This window comes from Vibrio sp. 1078-1 (assembly GCF_033340475.1).
In genome coordinates this window covers 142,926-162,638 of record NZ_JAWOWM010000011.1, presented here as the reverse complement: position 1 = coordinate 162,638, position 19,713 = coordinate 142,926, and the positions used below count along the sequence as shown (strand labels likewise).

Annotated in this window: 17 protein-coding genes and 1 pseudogene; 12 read left to right on the top strand and 6 right to left on the bottom strand. The window is 42.7% G+C overall.

What is annotated here, in order from left to right; translation table 11 throughout:
• From R7190_RS18955 to R7190_RS18945, 3 genes and pseudogenes are all read right to left on the bottom strand, one after another.
• Nucleotides 1-1,124, bottom strand: a pseudogene (locus R7190_RS18955) (DUF4158 domain-containing protein); the annotation flags it as partial.
• A gap of 113 nt (nucleotides 1,125-1,237) precedes the next feature.
• Nucleotides 1,238-1,747, bottom strand: coding sequence for a hypothetical protein (locus tag R7190_RS18950; RefSeq protein ID WP_046224260.1), 510 nt, complete (start codon nucleotides 1,745-1,747; stop codon nucleotides 1,238-1,240).
• A 385-nt stretch (nucleotides 1,748-2,132) separates the two neighbouring features.
• Nucleotides 2,133-2,948, bottom strand: a complete 816-nt coding sequence (locus tag R7190_RS18945; protein ID WP_032073040.1) for a hypothetical protein — start codon at nucleotides 2,946-2,948, stop codon at nucleotides 2,133-2,135.
• A 350-nt stretch (nucleotides 2,949-3,298) separates the two neighbouring features.
• Between R7190_RS18945 and R7190_RS18940 the strand changes: the two genes are divergently transcribed.
• From R7190_RS18940 to R7190_RS18915, 6 genes are all read left to right on the top strand, one after another.
• Nucleotides 3,299-4,936: a DUF1566 domain-containing protein gene (locus tag R7190_RS18940; RefSeq protein WP_046224259.1), complete on the top strand. Its 1,638-nt coding sequence runs from the start codon at nucleotides 3,299-3,301 to the stop codon at nucleotides 4,934-4,936.
• On the top strand, nucleotides 4,936-5,487 hold the full coding sequence (locus tag R7190_RS18935) for a DUF1566 domain-containing protein (RefSeq protein ID WP_014386830.1): 552 nt from the start codon (nucleotides 4,936-4,938) through the stop codon (nucleotides 5,485-5,487). Before R7190_RS18940 ends, R7190_RS18935 begins: the two co-directional genes overlap by 1 nt.
• 56 nt (nucleotides 5,488-5,543) lie before the next feature.
• A complete protein-coding gene (locus R7190_RS18930) occupies nucleotides 5,544-7,058 on the top strand; it encodes a UvrD-helicase domain-containing protein (RefSeq protein ID WP_014386831.1) in 1,515 nt (504 codons plus the stop codon).
• Nucleotides 7,059-7,177: 119 nt separating this feature from the next.
• On the top strand, nucleotides 7,178-8,182 hold the full coding sequence (traF, locus tag R7190_RS18925) for a conjugal transfer protein TraF (RefSeq protein ID WP_220769851.1): 1,005 nt from the start codon (nucleotides 7,178-7,180) through the stop codon (nucleotides 8,180-8,182).
• A 1-nt stretch (nucleotide 8,183) separates the two neighbouring features.
• A complete protein-coding gene (locus tag R7190_RS18920) occupies nucleotides 8,184-9,623 on the top strand; it encodes a conjugal transfer protein TraH (RefSeq protein WP_014386833.1) in 1,440 nt (479 codons plus the stop codon).
• A 6-nt stretch (nucleotides 9,624-9,629) separates the two neighbouring features.
• Nucleotides 9,630-13,283, top strand: a complete 3,654-nt coding sequence (locus R7190_RS18915) for a conjugal transfer protein TraG N-terminal domain-containing protein (protein WP_276456105.1) — start codon at nucleotides 9,630-9,632, stop codon at nucleotides 13,281-13,283.
• A gap of 53 nt (nucleotides 13,284-13,336) precedes the next feature.
• Here R7190_RS18915 and R7190_RS18910 read toward each other — a convergent pair whose 3' ends face one another.
• Nucleotides 13,337-13,696: a permease gene (locus tag R7190_RS18910; RefSeq protein WP_128740504.1), complete on the bottom strand. Its 360-nt coding sequence runs from the start codon at nucleotides 13,694-13,696 to the stop codon at nucleotides 13,337-13,339.
• A 705-nt stretch (nucleotides 13,697-14,401) separates the two neighbouring features.
• Here R7190_RS18910 and R7190_RS18905 point away from each other — a divergent pair.
• Genes R7190_RS18905 through R7190_RS18890 form a run of 4 tightly spaced genes read left to right on the top strand, consistent with a single transcriptional unit; the run spans nucleotide 14,402 to nucleotide 16,419 of the window.
• Nucleotides 14,402-14,659 carry a helix-turn-helix domain-containing protein gene (locus R7190_RS18905; RefSeq protein ID WP_032073043.1) on the top strand — a complete coding sequence of 86 codons (258 nt, stop codon included), beginning with the start codon at nucleotides 14,402-14,404 and terminating at the stop codon, nucleotides 14,657-14,659.
• Nucleotides 14,660-14,704: 45 nt separating this feature from the next.
• A complete protein-coding gene (locus R7190_RS18900; protein WP_014386837.1) occupies nucleotides 14,705-15,247 on the top strand; it encodes a transglycosylase SLT domain-containing protein in 543 nt (180 codons plus the stop codon).
• Nucleotide 15,248: 1 nt separating this feature from the next.
• The gene (locus tag R7190_RS18895; RefSeq protein WP_226977603.1) at nucleotides 15,249-15,854 is read left to right on the top strand and encodes a hypothetical protein; all 606 of its coding nucleotides are present in this window, start codon (nucleotides 15,249-15,251) and stop codon (nucleotides 15,852-15,854) included.
• A gap of 37 nt (nucleotides 15,855-15,891) precedes the next feature.
• A complete protein-coding gene (locus R7190_RS18890) occupies nucleotides 15,892-16,419 on the top strand; it encodes a FlhC family transcriptional regulator (protein ID WP_342749706.1) in 528 nt (175 codons plus the stop codon).
• Nucleotides 16,420-16,493: 74 nt separating this feature from the next.
• Here the strand turns inward: R7190_RS18890 and R7190_RS18885 are convergent, their stop codons facing one another.
• Together R7190_RS18885 and R7190_RS18880 are read right to left on the bottom strand one after the other, a co-directional pair.
• Nucleotides 16,494-16,769 (bottom strand): hypothetical protein, encoded by a 276-nt coding sequence (locus tag R7190_RS18885; RefSeq protein WP_041154791.1) that lies wholly within the window; start codon nucleotides 16,767-16,769, stop codon nucleotides 16,494-16,496.
• A gap of 13 nt (nucleotides 16,770-16,782) precedes the next feature.
• Nucleotides 16,783-17,760, bottom strand: coding sequence for a ParM/StbA family protein (locus R7190_RS18880; RefSeq protein WP_017086038.1), 978 nt, complete (start codon nucleotides 17,758-17,760; stop codon nucleotides 16,783-16,785).
• 471 nt (nucleotides 17,761-18,231) lie between these two features.
• Between R7190_RS18880 and mobI the strand changes: the two genes are divergently transcribed.
• The gene (gene mobI / locus R7190_RS18875) at nucleotides 18,232-18,786 is read left to right on the top strand and encodes a conjugative transfer protein MobI(A/C) (protein ID WP_046224254.1); all 555 of its coding nucleotides are present in this window, start codon (nucleotides 18,232-18,234) and stop codon (nucleotides 18,784-18,786) included.
• A gap of 24 nt (nucleotides 18,787-18,810) precedes the next feature.
• Nucleotides 18,811-19,101 (top strand): hypothetical protein, encoded by a 291-nt coding sequence (locus R7190_RS18870; RefSeq protein ID WP_041154790.1) that lies wholly within the window; start codon nucleotides 18,811-18,813, stop codon nucleotides 19,099-19,101.
• Nucleotides 19,102-19,713 lie beyond the last annotated feature (612 nt).

Sequence of the window (19,713 nt, the reverse complement as noted above, 5' to 3'; positions counted from 1 at the left end):
TTCAGGTAAAGGCAGAGGGTCTGGATATCCCTGTCATTCATGACCTTCAATGCCTGTTGTCTGACTACTGAGAAGGGTTGATTATCATCAATGTTCTCATCCACAAACAGATGCAGTAACTCTGCCGCTTTCGTGACATTGTCCGCGGCTGACTGCCAGGACAGGAACACTGCTTGTTGTGCAAAGGTGTTGGCAGCTTCTTGTTGCTTGCGGATATGGTAAATGAACCCATCAGTTAACCGTTCCAGTGCCAGTTGTATCCGCTCTGTCAGGTGACATAGCAACCATAGATGCTGCTGTGCGCGTTTGAATCGTTTGAGTTTACTACCGTAATAGTTGATGAGCTCACCGAAGTGTTGTCGATTTTTAAGAGACAGATTAAGCCCATCGATAACGCCATTGATTTGCGTGCGTCATGGCGCTAACTGATGATAAAGGGCAAGCTCTTTTTTAAGTTCAGGTACGGTCAGACTTTTTGCACCGCCTCTGAGCTGGTTCAGGCTTAGTCCGTCATCAATGGCTGTTATGCTGTCCAGAAAGACGTGAAGTTCAGGACTGGTGAGTTGATTAAGTTGGTGCGCCAGGTCTTTTCTGACCTGCTGCATCGCTCTGCTTATCAGTCTCTGGAGTACGGTGTACCTAGGGATAGCAATGCTGTGACTGGTTAGGAATTCAATAGCAGTATCAAAGAGGTAACGCGGCTCCAGCCAGGCATTGCCCACCTGAACAAGGTGGTCGAAAAGAGAATTGAAGTGCTGACTTTCGTCCCATTTGTGATAACCAGCAAGGTCTAATACTTTTGCGTAGAGTCGATCTTTTTGTTTTTGTGAGGGAGTGAATGGTCTGAGCCCCTTGCCGCCAAGCAGCTCTTTACTGATGAACATTAAATCCTTAGAAACCTGCGAGTAAGCGATATCTAGGATGACGGGCTTTGATTTGAAGTATCCCAAAATCGCGACAAAGTAACATCTATGAGCTCTGAGACGAATTGACCGAAAAACTGCCAATTCCGCATCGTTCAGAGAAAAGTACAGACGTTGTTCTTCGATTGAAAAAATGGGTGGGGAATAAAGATCTGCCTGTTCTGCTCTCGTGAGAATAGTAATTTCGTTTTTGATGGCCATATCAGGGCTGTTCCGTATTAAATGTACGATATTTACCTAATTTGCCACACTTATAAGTAGTAACCCACCTCCGCAGCCATTTATTGGTGTGGTCTACAGAGGATTAAGTCTTTTTAGAGGGGAAAATCCCTAGAACCCCAATAACCTCCGCGTCCATTAGTGTAGCGTTTGCCTGTTATAACCACTGTGTACACAGTCATTGAACCTGCTGTGATGCTGGGGTTTTCCGAGTATGCTTTTCTTCTCCTCTCACAAAGCTCGGCGGATAATTCGTTTGACATAACTCGTACTGAGTCAAAAAGATTAATATCCAATATTTCAACTATATAGGATGTTGCCGCGTCAGGATTCGCATCAACCGGAGCTCGTTTTAAAAAAGGCACAGGAAGATCTAAGTCATAAGCGATAGGTGGTCGCTCAGTTAAAGCTTGATCTGTATTTTCAGAAAGCCCAGCCCCAGCCCAGTGGTTCCAATTTTTATAACCCTGAGCCTTAGCTAGTGCATGAAGGAGTTTGATTGGTTTCAGCGAAACATTAAAATCATCTTTCAATGTTGATGACAGTTTTCTTGCGAGATATTCAGCGTTTGATTTCGAGCCAAACGATATCGTGGTAGTTTTCATATTAAAGCAACTCCAAATTAACGGGGTATCTATGAAAGGTTGCCCTGATTACCTGCCAAGCCCCCAGTTAAATGAATCTGCATTAACACGGTTAGACATTTGCAAAGATAAAATCACCTGTTTCACAGGGCGGTCTAGTCAAAAGACTGGTCAAGGACTTGAGCATATTTCAGCGCGAAATCGTAATGACCCCAGAATGATAGCAAGTACATATCAAATGACACACTGTAGAACTGCCCGTTGAGGGCAATCAGGCAGAGAACTGATACATTCACACACATAAATTTGGTTCCCTCATAGATGAGGGAACCAAAATCCATCTGTTCAAAATCCAACCATCCGGAATTTCCGGATGGTTGGTAATTACGCAATTTGATAGTGGAGCCTATCCAAAGAGAGGTCTGTAAACACCAGCCAATACAGGGATGTTTCCTTCAATAGAACTTAAAAATTCCATAAGCTCATCTCGATCCATTACCTTATGATTGCCTTCACTATCAAAGTAAGCGAATTGCTCCACGGGAGAAAAATAGTGAAAGCCAATGCTGTGCTCCAGTTCCTCATTAAAAAAAGCACCAATGGCATTATCGAGACGGTAGTAAAGTGTATTAAGACGAGGGTTATCATAGACCCCAAAATAATCAAGCTGAGATTGTTTTTTCAGTTCATAAGAATCAGGTTCACGCTTTAATTGCGATAAAATGGATAACTTTGCTCGCTCCGCGATCTCTTCGTGAGTCATCATAAAACGCTTGGCAACAACAAATGAATGGATCACACCTCCATAGTTTTCGATATGGAAGTCGTACTCGTCATCCGGCCTCATATGCTCGATAGCTTTTTCTAGTGTAGACAGCACCTTACTACCACATAAATAAGCTATTTCGCTATCGTTAGCTCTAACTTCATCAATACAAGACGCATCTAAGAACTGAATTGGAGTGCGCTCCTCATGAGAAACAAAGAATTCATCATCCCCATTATCACCTGATAAATACATGAGATCAGATTTGGAGCTAAATGCAGAGCCACACCAGTGATTCCAGTTTTTATACCCGAGACATTTAGCCGTGGCGTGAAGCAGTTTTATTGGTTTGAGCGAGATGCTATGGTCTTGTTTCAAAACTGAGGAAAGGTTATCAGCAAATGAATTTGCAGCCTCTTTAGAGGCAAAAGTTACGTCATTAGATAGGTTTTTCATGTCAACTCCAATAGAGCGAGTTTATAGGATGCCCTGATTACCTAACATCGCTCCGGTTTACACGAAACATATTGGTTTAGATAAAAACACCTTTTTCACAGGGCGGTCTAGTCGAAGGACTGGTCAGAGATTTGAGCATCTTTCAGCGCGAAACCAAATTGACGATTAGATTTTCCTTTTCGTTACTCCATTTTTCCACTCCCAAACTGCCCAAAATGGACCATTACACGAAGTCTCTAACCTTTGCGACGTATTTGCCCAAAATGGGCTGATACAGAGTCATAATCTATGCACCTACCCTATTAGACTGGAAACCTCAAACAGGTCTAATTAAAGAGGGCAATACATTAATGAAACGTTCAGCATTGGCAATTGCTTTGATTGCAGCATTAAGCGGATGTGGTTCCGGTGGAGAAGATGGAGGAAGTAGTTCCAATACAAACACCAACCCAGGAACAAAATCTGGCTCTATTAAAATTGATAACATCTCGATAAAAGAAGGAAATTCAGGTAACAGTGATGCCAAAGTGCGTGTTACTCGTAGCGGTGGTAAAGATGGTGTAATTAAAGGTAAATACCGAACTACCCCTGGAACTGCATTATCAGATCAAGATTACCTGGAAACTGTTGGAGAATTTGAGCTTCAAGATGGCGTTACTCGGGTTGATTTGATCATCCCTATCATTGGTGATGTAAAGGATGAATATGATGAAACATTCTCCGTTCAAATTTTCGATGTTTCTGGTGCCTCCAGCATAGAGAGAGATACTGCTACCGTAACAATCACCAATGATGACTCCTCTCCAGAAATATCATTTACCTCAGAAATCAGAACCACATCAGAAGGAAGTGGTCGCGTTAAAATTCCGCTACAACTAAACACTTCATCAGGAAAAGATGTAAGCGTCAGTTACGAACTCAGTGGATTAGCTATTAACGGCCAAGATTATAGTGTCATCAGTGACAGCACTATTGTTTTCCCGGCTGGAACTACTGAGCAGTTTCTTGAGTTAAATATTGTTCAAGATGACGTTCCCGAAGGCGGTGAAACAATAAAAATTAAACTTACCGAGGCTAACAATGCCACACTCAGCAAACAGTTTGAGACCAGTGTTATTATCCTTGGAGACTTAGTGTTAAACGATACTGGCGTCACCAGATATGTAAATGGGAATGACTTCGATGCCCAAGGCGCACCTAATGATCTTCCTGGGCAAGATGCTGAATTTGGCGCTGATACTGACTCACCAAACTACTTAGATGGTTATGCAGGTTTCTCTTTTACAAAATTAGACGTTTCCGGAAACCACCTTCCTCATACAGCGACGGCATGGTCATGTGTCTTGGATAACCGAACAGGGATCGTCTGGGAAAACAAAGGTGATGCAATTACTGATATTCCATCTTCACTTTCGGAAGCAGAATTCAAAGCCCTAGTAAATGATGCTTGGCGTGCCAGCAGAAACCCAAGCTCAAAGGATTATGTTCCTTACCCTTATTATCACTGGCATCAAAACTGGCAAGCTAAAAACTACCTATACACCTGGTACAGCAAAGATAGAACTAATGACGGTGGCAGTGCTGGTGGCGCTTCACTAGAATTCCAAAACCGTAATGCTCCTGTTCACGATAAGGCACAATGCGCGTTCCCTACGACAGATAACGCTGGCTATGTAAAAGTCACATCATGTAGTACCGATGACTACATTCGTGCGGCCAACGAGCTAGCCGTTTGTGGCTATAAAGATTGGCGATTACCTTCCATTGAAGAGCTACGTTCTATTGCCAATTATGAAAACAGTCAAACACTGCTCGATACCGACTATTTCTATAACTACGAAGGTGGCGCACCGATTTGGTCTGGAACCCCGAGTTCAAATGGTGAAGGTACAGCATGGTGCATGGACTCAAGCAATGGACAAGCTAAGTTGTGTCATAAACAAAGCAACTCGGCGAGCATTCGTTTAGCAAGAGGAGGGAAACAGTGATGAAGTCCAAACTAACCGTTGCGGCAAGCATTCTTTGTCTTGTAGGGATATCAACTCAAACTTACGCACAGACTTGTAAGTCAGATATTATCGCTCCCACCACCAATATAGAGCAATTTACAGTACATAAAGACGGCACAGTTACTGACGCCGCAACAGGCTTGATGTGGACCACTTGCACTATGGGACAAAGATATAGTGCCGATAACTGCATTGGAACTCTAAAATCATTTCCTACTTGGTCTGATGCGTTACTAGCTGTGGACGACGCTAACAGCAGCAATTTACTAGGGTACTCTGACTGGAGACTACCCAACATTAAAGAGCTTGGTTCCATTGTCGAAAGGTCATGCTCAGCTCCTGCGATCAGATTGGAGGTATTCAAAAGCACCCCAAAAGTACTTTATTGGTCAAACACTCCTGACAGCAAGGTTAACCCTCAGTTGAAAGCGCGAGTTATTGATTTCAATGAAGGAACTGAGTTCGCATCGTTAGCACAATCTAATATATATCTGCGGCTAGTTCGTGACCTTAAAGAAACGTCCAACTAATTCCATCGTAAGCCCCGGATTTTATTCTGGGGCGTTCCCATAGTGAAGTACACGCGATGAACAAAACATTACCACCTGATACCCCAGAGCAAGCCCGAATCACCAACTATCAAGGAAACCAACTGATAGTTAGGGCCTATGCTGGCACGGGAAAGACAACAACCCTCATCAAATATGCTCTTGCTAATCCTCGCCTAAGAATGCTGTATATCGCGTACAACCGAGCGATAAGAGATGAAGCTGCGGAAAAGTTTCCCCGAAATGTTACGTGCAAAACCTCTCATCAACTAGCATTCGCATCTGTTGGACGTATGTTTGCGCACAAATTAGTGGGAAACATTCGCCTGACCGATATAGCACAAGCGTTAAACACAAAAAACTGGACTCTTGCAAGAGACTGCCTGGATACGCTAAATGCATTTATGTGCAGCGCAGATGACCAAATTCTGTATGACCATTTCGAAAGAGCAGATACTGGATTACTACTAACAACAAAGCAAGAGAGATACGTAATAGAAGTCGTTCAAAGTGCAGAAGATATTTGGAAGAGGATGTGTGAACCTCAAGATCCTTTCCCTATGGTTCATGATGGATACTTAAAGCTGTACCAATTATCTCACCCCAATTTATCATTGAGATACCAGGTAATCCTCTTTGATGAAGCACAGGACGCTAACCCAGTAACTAGTGACATTGTAATTAGGCAGCGCTCAAGGACTATTCTTGTTGGAGACGTCCACCAGCAAATCTATCGTTTCAGAGGTGCAAATGATGCGATGAATAACCCCCGCTTCTCGAACGCAGATCAACTCTACCTCACACATAGTTTCCGATTTGGGCCTAATGTAGCGATGGTTGCTAATGCCCTTCTCGAACTAAAAGGAGAGACCAAGCCGGTAATTGGGCGCGGAGCTAAAGATCAGGTTCTTATGATGCTACCTCAAAATATCGGGCATCATGCTGTGTTACACCGCACGGTAATGGGAGTTATTCAAACTGCTTTGGGCTACACAGGTGCGGGACATAAAGTTTTCTGGGCTGGTGGTATAGAGTCTTACCAAATCGACTATCTGGAAGATATCTTTTGGTTCTCACGTGAAGAAAGAGAACGTGTCAGAAACAAGCAGATACTTAATGATTATGAGGACTATCAAGAGTTCACCGAGATAGCTCGTGCGACTCAAGACAACGAGATGTTTAGAGCGATGGCAATTATCGAAGCCTACGAAGATCTTCCTGAACATCTTGCGATATTACGCCTTAACACCGTAAAAGACGAATTGGTTGCAAATGTCACTGTGTCTACCAGTCATAGAGCAAAGGGACTGGAGTGGGATTATGTCCAACTATTTGATGACTTCCCTGACGTTTTGGACCCCGAGCTAGAACCTGAGGCACGGGATGATGAGATCAATCTACTTTACGTTGCAAGCACGAGAGCCATGCGAGCACTTGCGCTTAACGCTTCAGTGGAAATGGTGATCAGGTACATCACCCATAAGCGTCAACTTGAAAAGATTCAGCAGGAAGAAGCAACTAACAATCAGTCAGAACACATAAAAACAGCCTAATCGACCAAAAATACAACAATAAAACCTCCCCTAATTGCCCTAAATGGGAGGTTTCAGATGCATTCCTTAATCCTCCCCCCCGTTACCATATGCCTGAATGGGAAAATATGTGTGGTGACATGAACAACAAGACTTTAAAGAAAGCTACTTTAGCGCTGGCATTGATAGCCTCAATGCCAAATATCTCCGTAGCAGAAGACAGTAGGCCCGGCTTTTACGATAGAAAGGCGGAAGGATGGTTTTTCTATGAAGTCGAGCCAGAAGAAAAAGAAGTACCTAAACCTAAGCCAGTAGCAGTGCAACCTCCCCCACCACCTCCTGAGCAAGAACAGATGGCCCAGAGTGAAGGACCTGAATATTTTTCTGCTGCGTGGTTTAGAGAGAACTTACCTAAATACAAAGATGCTTGGTGGGATAACCCAACCATTGAGAACGCTAAAGCTTTTGCTTACATGCAGCGATTCGCAATGGATCGTTCAGAACAAGCGCAAGATGCATATGAACTGGCTATTTTAGGTGATCCTTATCTTGATGAAGTGTCCAGAAGACCTTATGCCACGTTCGCATCTCAGCAAGTAGATAGTAAGGCTGGGAAGGAAAGGCAGACATTACTTGGGACTGTAGCAAGTCGTGTGGGTCTATTTTTCTTCTACCAGCCAAACTGCGAAATGTGCGAAATACAGGCTCCAATAGTCAAAATGCTTGAGCAAGGATATGGATTTACTGTCGTGGCAGTATCTTCTGACGGCACCCCTTTCCCAGGAAACATTTTCCCCGAGTTCAAAGTAGATAACGGCCATGCCGAACAGCTAGGTGTCGTCACCTACCCAGCTTTATTCTTAGCTTCACCAGATGGGAGTTTTGCTCCTGTTGGGCAAGGGGTAATGTCACTTCCAGATACAGCCAATCGAATTCTAGTTACTGCTCGCCGAGCAGGTTGGATCAGTGATGACGAATTCAACAAAACAAGAGCACTGGTTAATACCGACAACAACATTGCGGAAATTCTTACCGATAAAACAGGTGAGGCTTCCTTAGAAGAAATCATGACGGATGATAAAGGGAACTATATCCCGCCGGAACAATTGATGGACTTCATCCGCGAAAAAATTAAGGAGAAATAAGATGTTCAGAAAGAACAAGCTGCGGAAGAAAGCTCTCGCTATTTGCGTAGCATCCGTTCTGTGGACAGTACCGAGTATATCTACAGCTAACGGCTTAAAGTCTGAAATGGACGCCCTTTTCAATGAAATGAGCAATGTCACTCAACCAGGTGTATTTGAAACACAGCGTCGAGGGGTTCTGGCTGGTGGTCGATACACCACGAAAACACGCATATTTAATGAAAACCTAGTGTCATTCACACCTCCATCATGGAAAGCTGGTTGTGGTGGTGTTGACCTATTTGGGGGCTCATTGAGCTTTGTTAACGCAGAACAAATCGTCACTTTGCTGCGTTCGGTAGCTGCAAATGCAAAGGGATATGCATTCCAATTAGCATTGGATAACGTCTTTCCTGATGGTGCAAAATGGATAGAAAACTTCCAAAAGAAAATACAACAATTAAACCAATATTTGGGTAATTCTTGTCAACTAGCACAAGGTATCGTAAATGACGCTACCTCTTCATTCGATGTTAAACACAAAACTGACGCTTCCATTACAGCTACCACAACGGGTCTGTTTGACGATGTATTCTCATCTAAGCAAGAGCAAGGCGGTTCTACACCACTCGAACAATTGAAATCAAACAACCCAGATGAGTACAAGAAAATGATTGGTAATATCATCTGGAAGCAATTGAAGAAAAATAATGCAAACGCATGGTTCACATACGGAGACAACACATTACTAGAAGCCATAATGTCTGTGACGGGAACAGTAATAATCGGTGATATTGTTAATGATTCACACGCAAGTATTACGGAAAAAACGACACCAATCACCACTTTACCTGGCAATAAAATCCAAATTTCAGATCTAATCACTGGTAGTAACGTTGAAATATACTCATGTGGTTCAGATACTGAAAATTGCCTAAGCGCTGGGGCAACTGGTGGCGGTGTTAAAACCGTCAACATCACAGGCATAAAGAGCCAAATTGAAGATATGCTTATTGGTTCAAGTACATCTACAGGTATTATTTTCAAGTTTGCTAGTAATGCTGGAACACTATCAACTAGCGAGCAAAACTTTTTAGCTAGCTTACCTGTTGGTATAGGTGCAATCATCCGAAATCTTTCTGTTCTATCTAAAGACTCTGCAATGCTATTTGCCTCAGAGTCGTCTGGAGCGATTTCTCTAGCAATGATGTATTCATTTACCAATGAGCTTTTCAGAGCTGCATTTATTGCTATATCAAACAGTGATAGTCCTTATAAACAGCAAGCGTTGGAAGTATTACGTGAATCTCAAGCCAACATGAGAGCCGAATACTCAATTCTTACAGCTCAATATGGAGATCTCTCTTCTCAAATCGAAAAGTACAACAACCTCCTAAATAACGTTCGAAAGCAAAAATATATGTTATCGACGCTAACTAAAGCACCAAGAACAAAGGAGTAAAACTTCATGCCTGAATTTACTATTTACTCCATTGGCGACTCAGCATTTCTTGAGCAGATATTAATTGCTGTAGCCATGATCACGGGGACCAATGACTTCACCAAGATGGTCAGTGTTGGGTTGCTTATTGGTGTAGTGATGATAACCGTTCAATCTGTTTTCCAAGGGGCAAAACAGATCAATATTCAGCAAATTTTTATGGGGTGGCTACTATACGCCTGCTTCTTCGTACCGACTTCATTAGTCAAGATTGAAGATGCTTACACCGGGCAAGTTCGTCCTGTGGCAAACGTGCCGATTGGCATAGGCTTTGCCGGAGGTGTTATATCGAATGTTGGCTACACCCTAACAAAATTATTTGAGACTGGTTACGGCATTATCGTACCCAATGTTACTGAAACTCACTTTTCTGAAACACTCAAGCTACTGAATGATGTAAGACGCGGTGTGTACGATAGCGCTATTTTTACAGCCCTAAACCAAGAGCAAGGTGGTGGCTATGTTGATGTTCGTCGCTCAGTTTCTAATTACATTAGAGAATGTACGCTAACAAAAGTAGATCTCAACCTGATGAGCTTAGATGAGCTTCTAACACTCCCTTTAGATCAAGCCTTACAATTCAATTCTTCACTATACGGAACTCGTGTATATCTAAACGCATCGAATCCCGATGGTGGTGATTTTACTTGTAGTGAAGCATGGTCTACAGCTGAGGGGGTTGGTATTGTTGGGGCATTAAATAACCTAAATGGGTCCAATGTAAATAACGCTTTAAACAATCTACTTGGTGTAGATCCTACCTATACAGGTGTAAATGCTCTAACAAAGATAGCTGACTCATTACAAGCAGTAGGAGCAATTTCCACCTCAGCAGTAGAATATACAAAAGTCGCTCTACTAGAGCCTTTGTATTATGAAGCAGCTGCCGGACGATACCAGGACCTTCAAGACTATGGTTCTGCATTGATGATTAACCAAGCGATTCAACAGCGAAACACTCAATGGGCAGCAGAGCAATCTATGTTCATGTCAGTCGTCAGACCGATGTTAACGTTCTTTGAAGGTTTTGTTTACGCGATAACTCCTATAATGGGCTTTATCATCGTTATGGGTTCAATGGGAATGACGTTGGCAGGAAAATACTTCCAAACGGTTCTCTGGATACAGCTATGGATGCCAGTTCTATCTATAACAAACCTATTCATTCATACCGCAGCGACTAATGAAATGGCAAGTCTATCTACACCAGGCTTAAACTCAATGTATGCATTATCCTCAACAGGAGACATTCTACAGAACTGGATTGCTACGGGGGGAATGTTAGCAGCAGCCACTCCTATTATTTCACTGTTCATAGTGACAGGATCAACATACGCATTTACCAGTCTTGCTAACAGAGTTAACGGTTCTGATCATGTCAATGAGAAAATTCAGTCGCCTGACGCTTTGAATCAAGGCCCAGTAATGAACAGTCAACCTGCATATAACCACAACCAATTTAGTGGGACGATGGCAACAGGAGCAGAAAGCATGATCAGTTCATTTTCTCTTGGCTCATCTATTGGAAGCGGGGTTAGCTCAGCAAGGGCAGTACAAAGCCAGAAGTCAGAAGCATTCTCAGACACCCTTGGCCGAGGTTTTTCTCATGGCGTATCGCAAGACCAAGCATACTCTCGTCTTTCTAGCATTGGCCGAACTATAGGTTCACAAAACACTCAACAAAGCCAGTTGGTTAATCAACAAGCTAAAAGCTTCATGGATAAGTTTCAAATTGATGATCAACATGCCGATGCTGTAAAAGGTGCTTTTGGTATGCAAGCCGTTGGCTCCTTAGATGTAAAAGAAGCTGCGGCCATGATGATGCCACTGATGGGAACCGCGAGAGCAGCAGCTAAACGAGCAATAACAGGCCCCTCAAAAGGTACGGGGGTCGCAACAATTCCGTCTCAAGGGGATGGAAATAAAGGTGGTAATGATAAAGGTGGTAATGATGTAGTCGATCTCAGAGCCGACGCTATAGGTAAAACTGAGTCTACAACAAGCGACACATCAACGTGGTCTGCCAGTGATGTATCGCAATTCATGAAAAATGTTTCATGGGGTAAAACTGATTCTCAGGCACTTACCAATCAATTAGCTCATGGAATAAATAGACAAGGGGGCGAGTCCTTTAAACAGTCATGGGGCGATAATTTATCTCAAAATCTATCTAAGTCTGCACAAGAGCTTGTTTCTGCAACTAATGCCTATACAACAATGGATCAATTGCAAAACTCTATGGGTTCGATGACAAATAGCGACTTTAAAACATTGGGTGGAGAAGTGGCTCGCTCGCCAGAGGCAATGGATTACCTCAACCAACATTTTCAAAATGCACCGGATTCAGTTCGAAAAGAAGCGGCAAATCTCGAACAAAGATATCGTGGTTATGGAATGGACCCAAGTGTAGCCAAAGCGGCAGCTAGACTGACAGCTATGACAAATACCAACAACTACCAACCAGGGCAACAAGTTGGAGGTTTCCAAGCAGCTGTTAGTGCTATCAACTTGGCTACCGGGAGAAATAGCGGATTTGAAAGCGACCCTCTACAGTACAGCGGCCTCACTCCTCCAACTGTACCAGAGAATTTAGGACAGACCGTAGGCAGCAACGTTGGAAACGGTCCTGTTTTACCTTCCAATTTTAGGGAGAACACAATCAGTACGTCTGGCACAGCTCCGGTAACAGAAACTCCACCAACACCTCCTGTTACTCCGGTAACTAGCGAACATGATGCAAACCTCCAACAATTAGGCAGTCTTGCAAATCAGACCAACCGAGCTGTTTCTAGCCCAGAAGAGCAAAAAGCAAGAAATAATATGCTCAATGCTTTGCCGGATATGTCATGGAGCGCTTCCACTTGGGGGGCAGTAGACAACACTGGCGACTGGTTGGCTAGAAGAGCTGAGCAAGTTGGTGGTGCAGCTGTAGCTGGTGGACAGGCGACAGCGAGCGATTTTTCAAATGCAATGGATCAGTTGCGTACTATGACACCAGAACAAAGGGACCAGTTTATCGAGGCAACTCAACGTGGTGACGACTATATTTCCGAAGAGTACGGCTTTGGCGGAGAAATGGCAGTTGCAGCAGCTAAATTAGGTCGTAATGTTATTGGCGCAGCAGCTAGCGGTTACAACGCAGCCAAAGAGTGGTTAACGGGAGAGTCGGATCTATCAGAAGCAGCGAAAGGAATGAGCTTAGAACAACGAGGGGCATTCTACGCAGCAGCAGCAGCGTCGGCAGCGGAAGCTGGTGGCAGTGCAGCAGCTAACTTCATGGAACAATATGGAGATGAATTCAAGCAAACTATGGCTGAACTCGGAACATCAAGATACGGTTTAACAAACGAACAAGCGGCTGTTTATGCTGAATCTTTTGATACCAATCAAGAGAGAATGGACCAAGCTGTTAATAATTTGAAAATGCAATACGCTGAAACTGATGCTAATGGAGCAGCAATAATGAATCCTGACGGTAGCCCTGTGTTATCGAAAGAAAATCAGGAATTTACAGATCAACTTGTAAATGTCCTTCAAAATGCTGGCGACGCCGGAGACAGGTCTGGTAGTTACTTAACCGCTATTCGTGGATATAACATCGCCAATAAACAGTTTGAATGATCTTTCAAAAACAAAAAATAATAAAAGGAACCTTCGGGTTCCTTTCTAATTGGCTAATCGCCAATGCGATACAGATCTTCTTTCATGTCTAAGCCTAGACCTAATGTCCTACTTTTCTTTTTCGTAGAATAGCGCTTACTAATTGGTGTTTGTTGATGAACAATAACAGCCTTCACAATAGAGAATACTAAATATGCCGATATTGAAACCACTGCAATTTGCCAATTCATATAAGCTAGCGCAGCCCAAAAAACTATGGCTGCAAAATGGCTTCTATGTACCAATACGAGAAAACTCATAGCCCAATAGACTATAGGAACTGACATCAAAGCCCAGCCCCAAGCCGTATCTGCCGCCATAACAAAACCTAGCAACAAAAGAAACAAACCTAAAACATTAATCACATGCTTCATACTTACGACCTCAATGAATTTCATATATATCCAGTATATCACAGAATCAAATAATGCAACCATGACCATAGGTTTTACTACTCACTTTCACATGTGAAAGTGCCTACTTCACACTCTACACCTAAAAAAAATGGTAGAAATGTGACTTTTACTCAGTAAAAATGTGATGGATACGCTAAATTTAATATAGATCCATTTGTGAAATCAGTTGATTAGGATTTTGTTAGTGGTTAAAATGCACCCTATTCGGTCAAATGTAATGGTTGCAATTGCATCTGATCCCATCTGCAAGTCAGAGTATTAATAAGAATCACCCTTAGGGTTAGTTGTGAATTTATTAGAAACCAGCGCCCGCTCGGTTCCTAAACCTTATTTAGCTTACTACACACACGTAGAGTACATTCCTTTTTGGTACTCTGCCTCTTCGTACCACTCCCCCGAATGGTACGCCTATAGCCCATGACTCCAACCCAACTGGGCATAAAATTCTAGCAGGTCAAAAGCACCTGCATAAAAATTAAACTTCAAATTTCAATTCGCTTACTGCAAAAAACGCTACCACGCAAGATAAAACTATTTTTAAAGTTTTTTTCTGTTGACAGGCTCATTTTATGATCCTATAAATAAGGTCATAATACGTCAAGAAATGTCAACAAACGACAAGAAAGCAACTTTAAAAAGAGTTTGGTAATAGAGAGACAAAGGATGTATTTGAATAGCGAAATTCCCCAAAACGAAGAACAGAAACGCAGTTGGATAAAGTATCAGTTAAAGATACAAGGGAAATCCCTGGCATCCCTGGCAAGGGAGCACAAAACATCTCGACAAGTACTTTCTAACACTTTGTACGAACCGTCCCCGCGCTGGGAGTACGTTATCGCACAAGCGTTAAACAAAAAGCCTACTGAGATATGGCCGGAAAGATACGAAGACGGATTACCAAAAGAAAAATTGAAAGTTTAAGGGATCACCCCGAAGGACTGGCTAGGAAAATAAGGGTTTTCATATATGGCAAGGGTCAAGAAGTTTATAGCAATTACGTTGCTCGGGATGTCTAGCGTAGCAAACGCGATTGACTTAACTGGTACAGTATTCGAAAAGGCAGCAATAAAACACGGTGTAGAAGCGAAGCTTTTGTACTCTGTTGCGTTGGCTGAGTCAGCTACAGGTCGAGGTGATGGAAACATTAGCCCTTGGCCTTGGGCATTAAGGACACTCAAAGGTGGTCCTCATTACGAGACCTCTCTCGAATCAGCCAAGTTAAAACTCGATGCACTTCTCGCTCAGCACGGAAGAAATGTTGACGTAGGTATGATGCAAATCAATCTACGTTGGCACGGAGATAAAGTAAGTTCTCCAGATGAGCTCTTGGACCCTGCTAAAAACGTTGACGTCGGAGCTGGTTACTTAGCCCAGTGCATTTCGTCCGCTCCTGGAGATTTGGAGCTAGGCATCGGTCGTTACTACACCTGGTCTGATGAAGCTAGAGCAAGAAATTACGGCAGTCGAATCCTTGCCATTTATAGAAACTTGGATACAGAGGGCATTTAGGATGGACTACTCATGTTCTTACAATATGAATATTGCCTCTCTTAGTGAATCCCAGGCTGATAGAAATGTTTACGAATTTGATCTGTCTTTATGGACATTGTTGAAGCACCTAGCAGAAATCCACCCACGAGAAGTCTCGGAGCAATTTTCTCTTCCACTGGAAACAGTGGAAGCACTTGCGGATGCTACAAAGCATCAATTAGAGCTCTTATCATCAGGTGTGATCCTTTCTTTTAAGCTTTCCTCGCCAGAAAAAACCTATATCTCACACTTGGAGCAATCCTTCGATCAAATTTGTTTGACGCCTTCTTCTGACTCTGGATTTGGGGCTGCATATTGGCTGCTTATGGGAAAAGTGTCACAGCAAGACATTAATATTGCAGCGCAAACTTTCGGGGTCTCAGTCAACCTTACAAAAATCGTATCTCAAGCCTCTGATAATCAACTAAGAAACTTAGCATGTAGTCAGGATATGCCATTTTCGATCAGGTTTTCACCTGAGCTGGTGAGAGAAATTCTGGACAGTGACGAACAAAGGGTTACACACCTTATTTTAAAGAAGCATCAACAATCTATAACTACAACGGGAGGCGGCAATGAGTTGTAATTCAAACTCTTTGGCCCGATGGATATCGGCTAGGAACATGGCTTTGGCTGGATACATTACCAAGATCATCATGGTAGAAACAGGGCTTACCTACAAGCAAGTACGTAGAATGTACAAAGAGCTAGAAGATGAAGGTCTTGAAATTTGCAGGAAGAGTAGAACTGCGCGTGGAGGTGCAACTTTGATTCATAGCCATACATCAAAGATTGAAGCGTCTCTATTGATGCAGCTTTATTACAATATAGCTGGCGAAGCGGCCCTTCGTTCAATAAACATTGATGCACTCCATGTGGCTTACCAAATGTATTGCGCTATTAGAAATGAGACGCCTGGAATGAAAGGAACTCGTTGGCAGATGCTCGACATCACCGATGCGTGGTGTTTAGCCCAAGAGCTGCGTTCTGGTGAAGCTATGATAGAAACTTGTCATAGCTGCAAGTGCAACTACTTCACATCAGTTAATCAAAGAACAAGTGTGGATTGCCCTTTCTGTAAAAACCAAGCATGTAGCGGAAAAAATGAAGAAGAATCGCTCACCCATGAAAGCAACTATTCTTATGCTTGATTTGCTCATTGATTAAAAAAGGGGTGATTTCTCACCCCTTTTCTATTGGAACAACGCTCTATTTACAATCTGCGTCATACACTTTGCAGCAATTTACCTTTCAACCCATTCCTAGCTTTGTCTAACTTATTATTTTTCTCTTCAACCTGCTCTTCAAGTGGAGGGCTAGAGTGTTGGACTGTAGTCATTGCCCCACCTCTAAGAGCATACATACCTAACATAGCTAAACATCTAAGACGGTCACAACGTTCCTTATGATGCATTTGAGATAGCTCTTGATAAAGCTCGGGAAATGCCTGCTCTGAGACTTTGAAATTACTAATTTTCCCATCCCAATCACTACTAGCCATACGTCCCCCTTAACTAGCCGCAGAACCAAAAACCACGAGCATTCGATGCCACTGCGTTGGAAGGAACCACAACCTTTGAATGAGGGAACAGTTCTTTTGCAGCTTCTTTGTAAGCCGAAGCTCCTCCACCAGCAAGCAACACAGCATCAGCAGCCATACCTTCTTCACGCATAGACTTCTTCATAGGCGTTAATGCATTTGGAGCAACCTTGGACGCAGCCTTATCGAAGTACTCACCAAGAGGAACTTTCGAACCGTGTAGAAGCAATTCTTTCTTATTCGAGCGGATAGCTTTTTCGATTTTTTCTAATCCAGGTCCCGTACCATAGTCCTCTTGTATTAGTCTATTTAGTTCCTGTAGAAGCATAGACATAGCTTTCAGAGACGTACCAGAAGATTGATAACGCACTTCCCCCTCTTCGAGAGCGACCCAATCAACACTAAAAAACCCAGGGTCAATAACAACTGTCCGACCTTCATTTATGATTTCTAACAGTTCCTCATCATCGCAAGAACTAACCACATCCATATACGCTCCGGCAGGCTGAGGCACCACTACAACTGATTTCACCAGCACCTTTCTTTTAGGTGAAATTTGATGCTCACCAGTGAGACGTTCAACAAGTGCATCTCTCTTAGACTTATCCATAAACTGATCAACAGGAAGACCAGTTACAAGAACATCAATCTCTGAACGTCCGCTCAAAAGTAAGCCAGCTAAAAATAAAGCCTTATACGATTTGGTTGAGGGATAATCACCATGTAACTCTCTTTCCCATCCCTGCAATCGATCTGGCTCTACCCCAGCGACCCATTTTTCTCCGTCTATGTCCACCAGGATACAATTAGACGCGCCTCCCATTAACTGCTGAGGCATAAGCTCTGCTGGCCCAGCGCCTACAGGCAGAACTTCAACCTTAGGCTCTTCACCCTTCTCTCCGTATGCAAGTTTTAAGTTTGAGTATCCAATATCTAGACCAAGAACAAACATGCCCCACTCCTATTAAATCAAAAAGTAATCACAAGATGGCTTTTAGATGCAATTCAGCCGATGAGAGACAATTTACATCACTACATTTACCAAGACCGCCTCCACAATTGCCCAAAAGGGGCGTTTAGATTGCTTTTCGATTAAAAAACGAAAAAAAAGCAACAATCGAAGCATTTGCTCAAGACCCTTTAATAACTTCGCTGGTGTATAGTGAAATATTTATGAGTAGAAATCCTATATCTATCTGGATAAAACTGATACATAATCACAAAGAGTGCAATATCTAGGATATTGATAGCCAATTATCCAGATAGATAGAGCGTTGACAAAATTAATTCACGAGCTATCGTAAGAGAGTACTCATCTATCTGGATAAAAGAGTTAAATCCTCCAGATAGATAGGTATTTGGATAGGAATTGGTTAGGAATTTTGCTATTAGCCACGCTAAAGCCAGCTCAGGAGCCTAAGAAATGAGTACGGATAAAATCAGTAAGAAGGCAAATATAGACTGGGATCTTTTGTTAGATCCCAAAAATGAGGATGAAAGATCTGAACTGTACCTTGATGACATTGAAGCAATATCAAGAGACTTTGTTCTAGAGATACAAACCGCACTAGAGCAAGAGATGAAAGTTCTTATTGTTGAAGCAAAGAAAAGAGCAGACGTACATTGGGCATCAAACAGAATAGCCAGAGAAGAAGAGGACGAAAATAATCAATGGCGATTCGGAACGAGGGCAAGAATGAATGGAAGAAGCCTATCTGCCGAATGGTTTTTAAACCGTTTCAAGCCAGATCCAAAGGGGGGTAAATCCCAAGTGTATTCAACATACCTCAAGAAAGGGACAGGCAATCAATACGACTTGTCAGCATTCAAAAAAGCTACTGACGATGAGTTCAAGTCCATAAAAATGACCGAAGAATACTACGCAGTGCTAAGGCAACGCTCAAATGTACTAATGAAGATCCGTAGGCTTCTGAATGACTACGAAAAACTTATTGATAAGCGAAAGGTTGAACTATAAGAACAATGAACCAAGGAGACCAACATGAATTCTGTATCAGCTACTGAAATGGCAAAATTAGGCAAATGTGAAAAAATGATCAAACGATCACGAGTGAGTAAAAGGATCAACGAGAGAGTGCCTAGAAAGCTCTCTAACGCTTTTAACGGAACCAGTGATACATTGCGAGGTGAATTTGCTCACTTCTCCTATGAGAGTGCCACACAGCGCTTTATGACAGACAAACAAGTTAAATGCCGTCGTGTGCTGCAACTATGTTTAAGCGGTGCGTTCGCTATGGGATTGCTATCACTAGTAGCTTTATACGCAAGTTAAGCAAGGATAATTTGCACTCACAAGACACAGAGCAATTGGCGTTCGTACAAAACTTATCCACTTTTTCTGTGGATAAAAACATCATTTGTCACCTCACAACAAACCTTACTGATACACAGAATTTGCACGTTGTTAAGAGCCGCATTGAGACACAGCAAAGGCTTTAATGTCAGAGTCGAAATAATGACTTACAGCCTATCAGCTTGCCTCCATTAGGTGATCACCACCAAACACAACTCTGCCCTCTACAAATCACCAATCGGATACCAAACATGATTGCCAGGTAAAATTCGAACGAGAGCATTAACAATGACGCACCAGAACATAGCGTGATAAAACGCAAATGACGCACCAGAACACACCAATCCAATTAACATACAAACCCGATCAGTTAACCGATCACACCTTATGTCTATGAATCAGTATCAAACCTACCCCAAAACCAAATTAGGGAGCTCTACCAATTAGCAACCTAAATACTCCAACAGTGCAGGTCCTAGAATAAACGAAACTACTTGCTGGTCTTGCGTTAATCCAGAAAATCAATGTGTATACTTGCCTTGCGGCCAGTTCAGAAGTCCGATTCTCAAGCATTGCGAGCTTTATTACCTT

Coding starts and splice junctions, on each gene's coding strand:
- R7190_RS18950 (WP_046224260.1), bottom strand. CDS start 1,747: ATGAAAACTACCACGATATCGTTTGGCTCGAAATCAAACGCTGAATAT.
- R7190_RS18945 (WP_032073040.1), bottom strand. CDS start 2,948: ATGAAAAACCTATCTAATGACGTAACTTTTGCCTCTAAAGAGGCTGCA.
- R7190_RS18940 (WP_046224259.1), top strand. CDS start 3,299: ATGAAACGTTCAGCATTGGCAATTGCTTTGATTGCAGCATTAAGCGGA.
- R7190_RS18935 (WP_014386830.1), top strand. CDS start 4,936: ATGAAGTCCAAACTAACCGTTGCGGCAAGCATTCTTTGTCTTGTAGGG.
- R7190_RS18930 (WP_014386831.1), top strand. CDS start 5,544: ATGAACAAAACATTACCACCTGATACCCCAGAGCAAGCCCGAATCACC.
- traF (WP_220769851.1), top strand. CDS start 7,178: ATGAACAACAAGACTTTAAAGAAAGCTACTTTAGCGCTGGCATTGATA.
- R7190_RS18920 (WP_014386833.1), top strand. CDS start 8,184: ATGTTCAGAAAGAACAAGCTGCGGAAGAAAGCTCTCGCTATTTGCGTA.
- R7190_RS18915 (WP_276456105.1), top strand. CDS start 9,630: ATGCCTGAATTTACTATTTACTCCATTGGCGACTCAGCATTTCTTGAG.
- R7190_RS18910 (WP_128740504.1), bottom strand. CDS start 13,696: ATGAAGCATGTGATTAATGTTTTAGGTTTGTTTCTTTTGTTGCTAGGT.
- R7190_RS18905 (WP_032073043.1), top strand. CDS start 14,402: ATGTATTTGAATAGCGAAATTCCCCAAAACGAAGAACAGAAACGCAGT.
- R7190_RS18900 (WP_014386837.1), top strand. CDS start 14,705: ATGGCAAGGGTCAAGAAGTTTATAGCAATTACGTTGCTCGGGATGTCT.
- R7190_RS18895 (WP_226977603.1), top strand. CDS start 15,249: ATGGACTACTCATGTTCTTACAATATGAATATTGCCTCTCTTAGTGAA.
- R7190_RS18890 (WP_342749706.1), top strand. CDS start 15,892: ATGGCTTTGGCTGGATACATTACCAAGATCATCATGGTAGAAACAGGG.
- R7190_RS18885 (WP_041154791.1), bottom strand. CDS start 16,769: ATGGCTAGTAGTGATTGGGATGGGAAAATTAGTAATTTCAAAGTCTCA.
- R7190_RS18880 (WP_017086038.1), bottom strand. CDS start 17,760: ATGTTTGTTCTTGGTCTAGATATTGGATACTCAAACTTAAAACTTGCA.
- mobI (WP_046224254.1), top strand. CDS start 18,232: ATGAGTACGGATAAAATCAGTAAGAAGGCAAATATAGACTGGGATCTT.
- R7190_RS18870 (WP_041154790.1), top strand. CDS start 18,811: ATGAATTCTGTATCAGCTACTGAAATGGCAAAATTAGGCAAATGTGAA.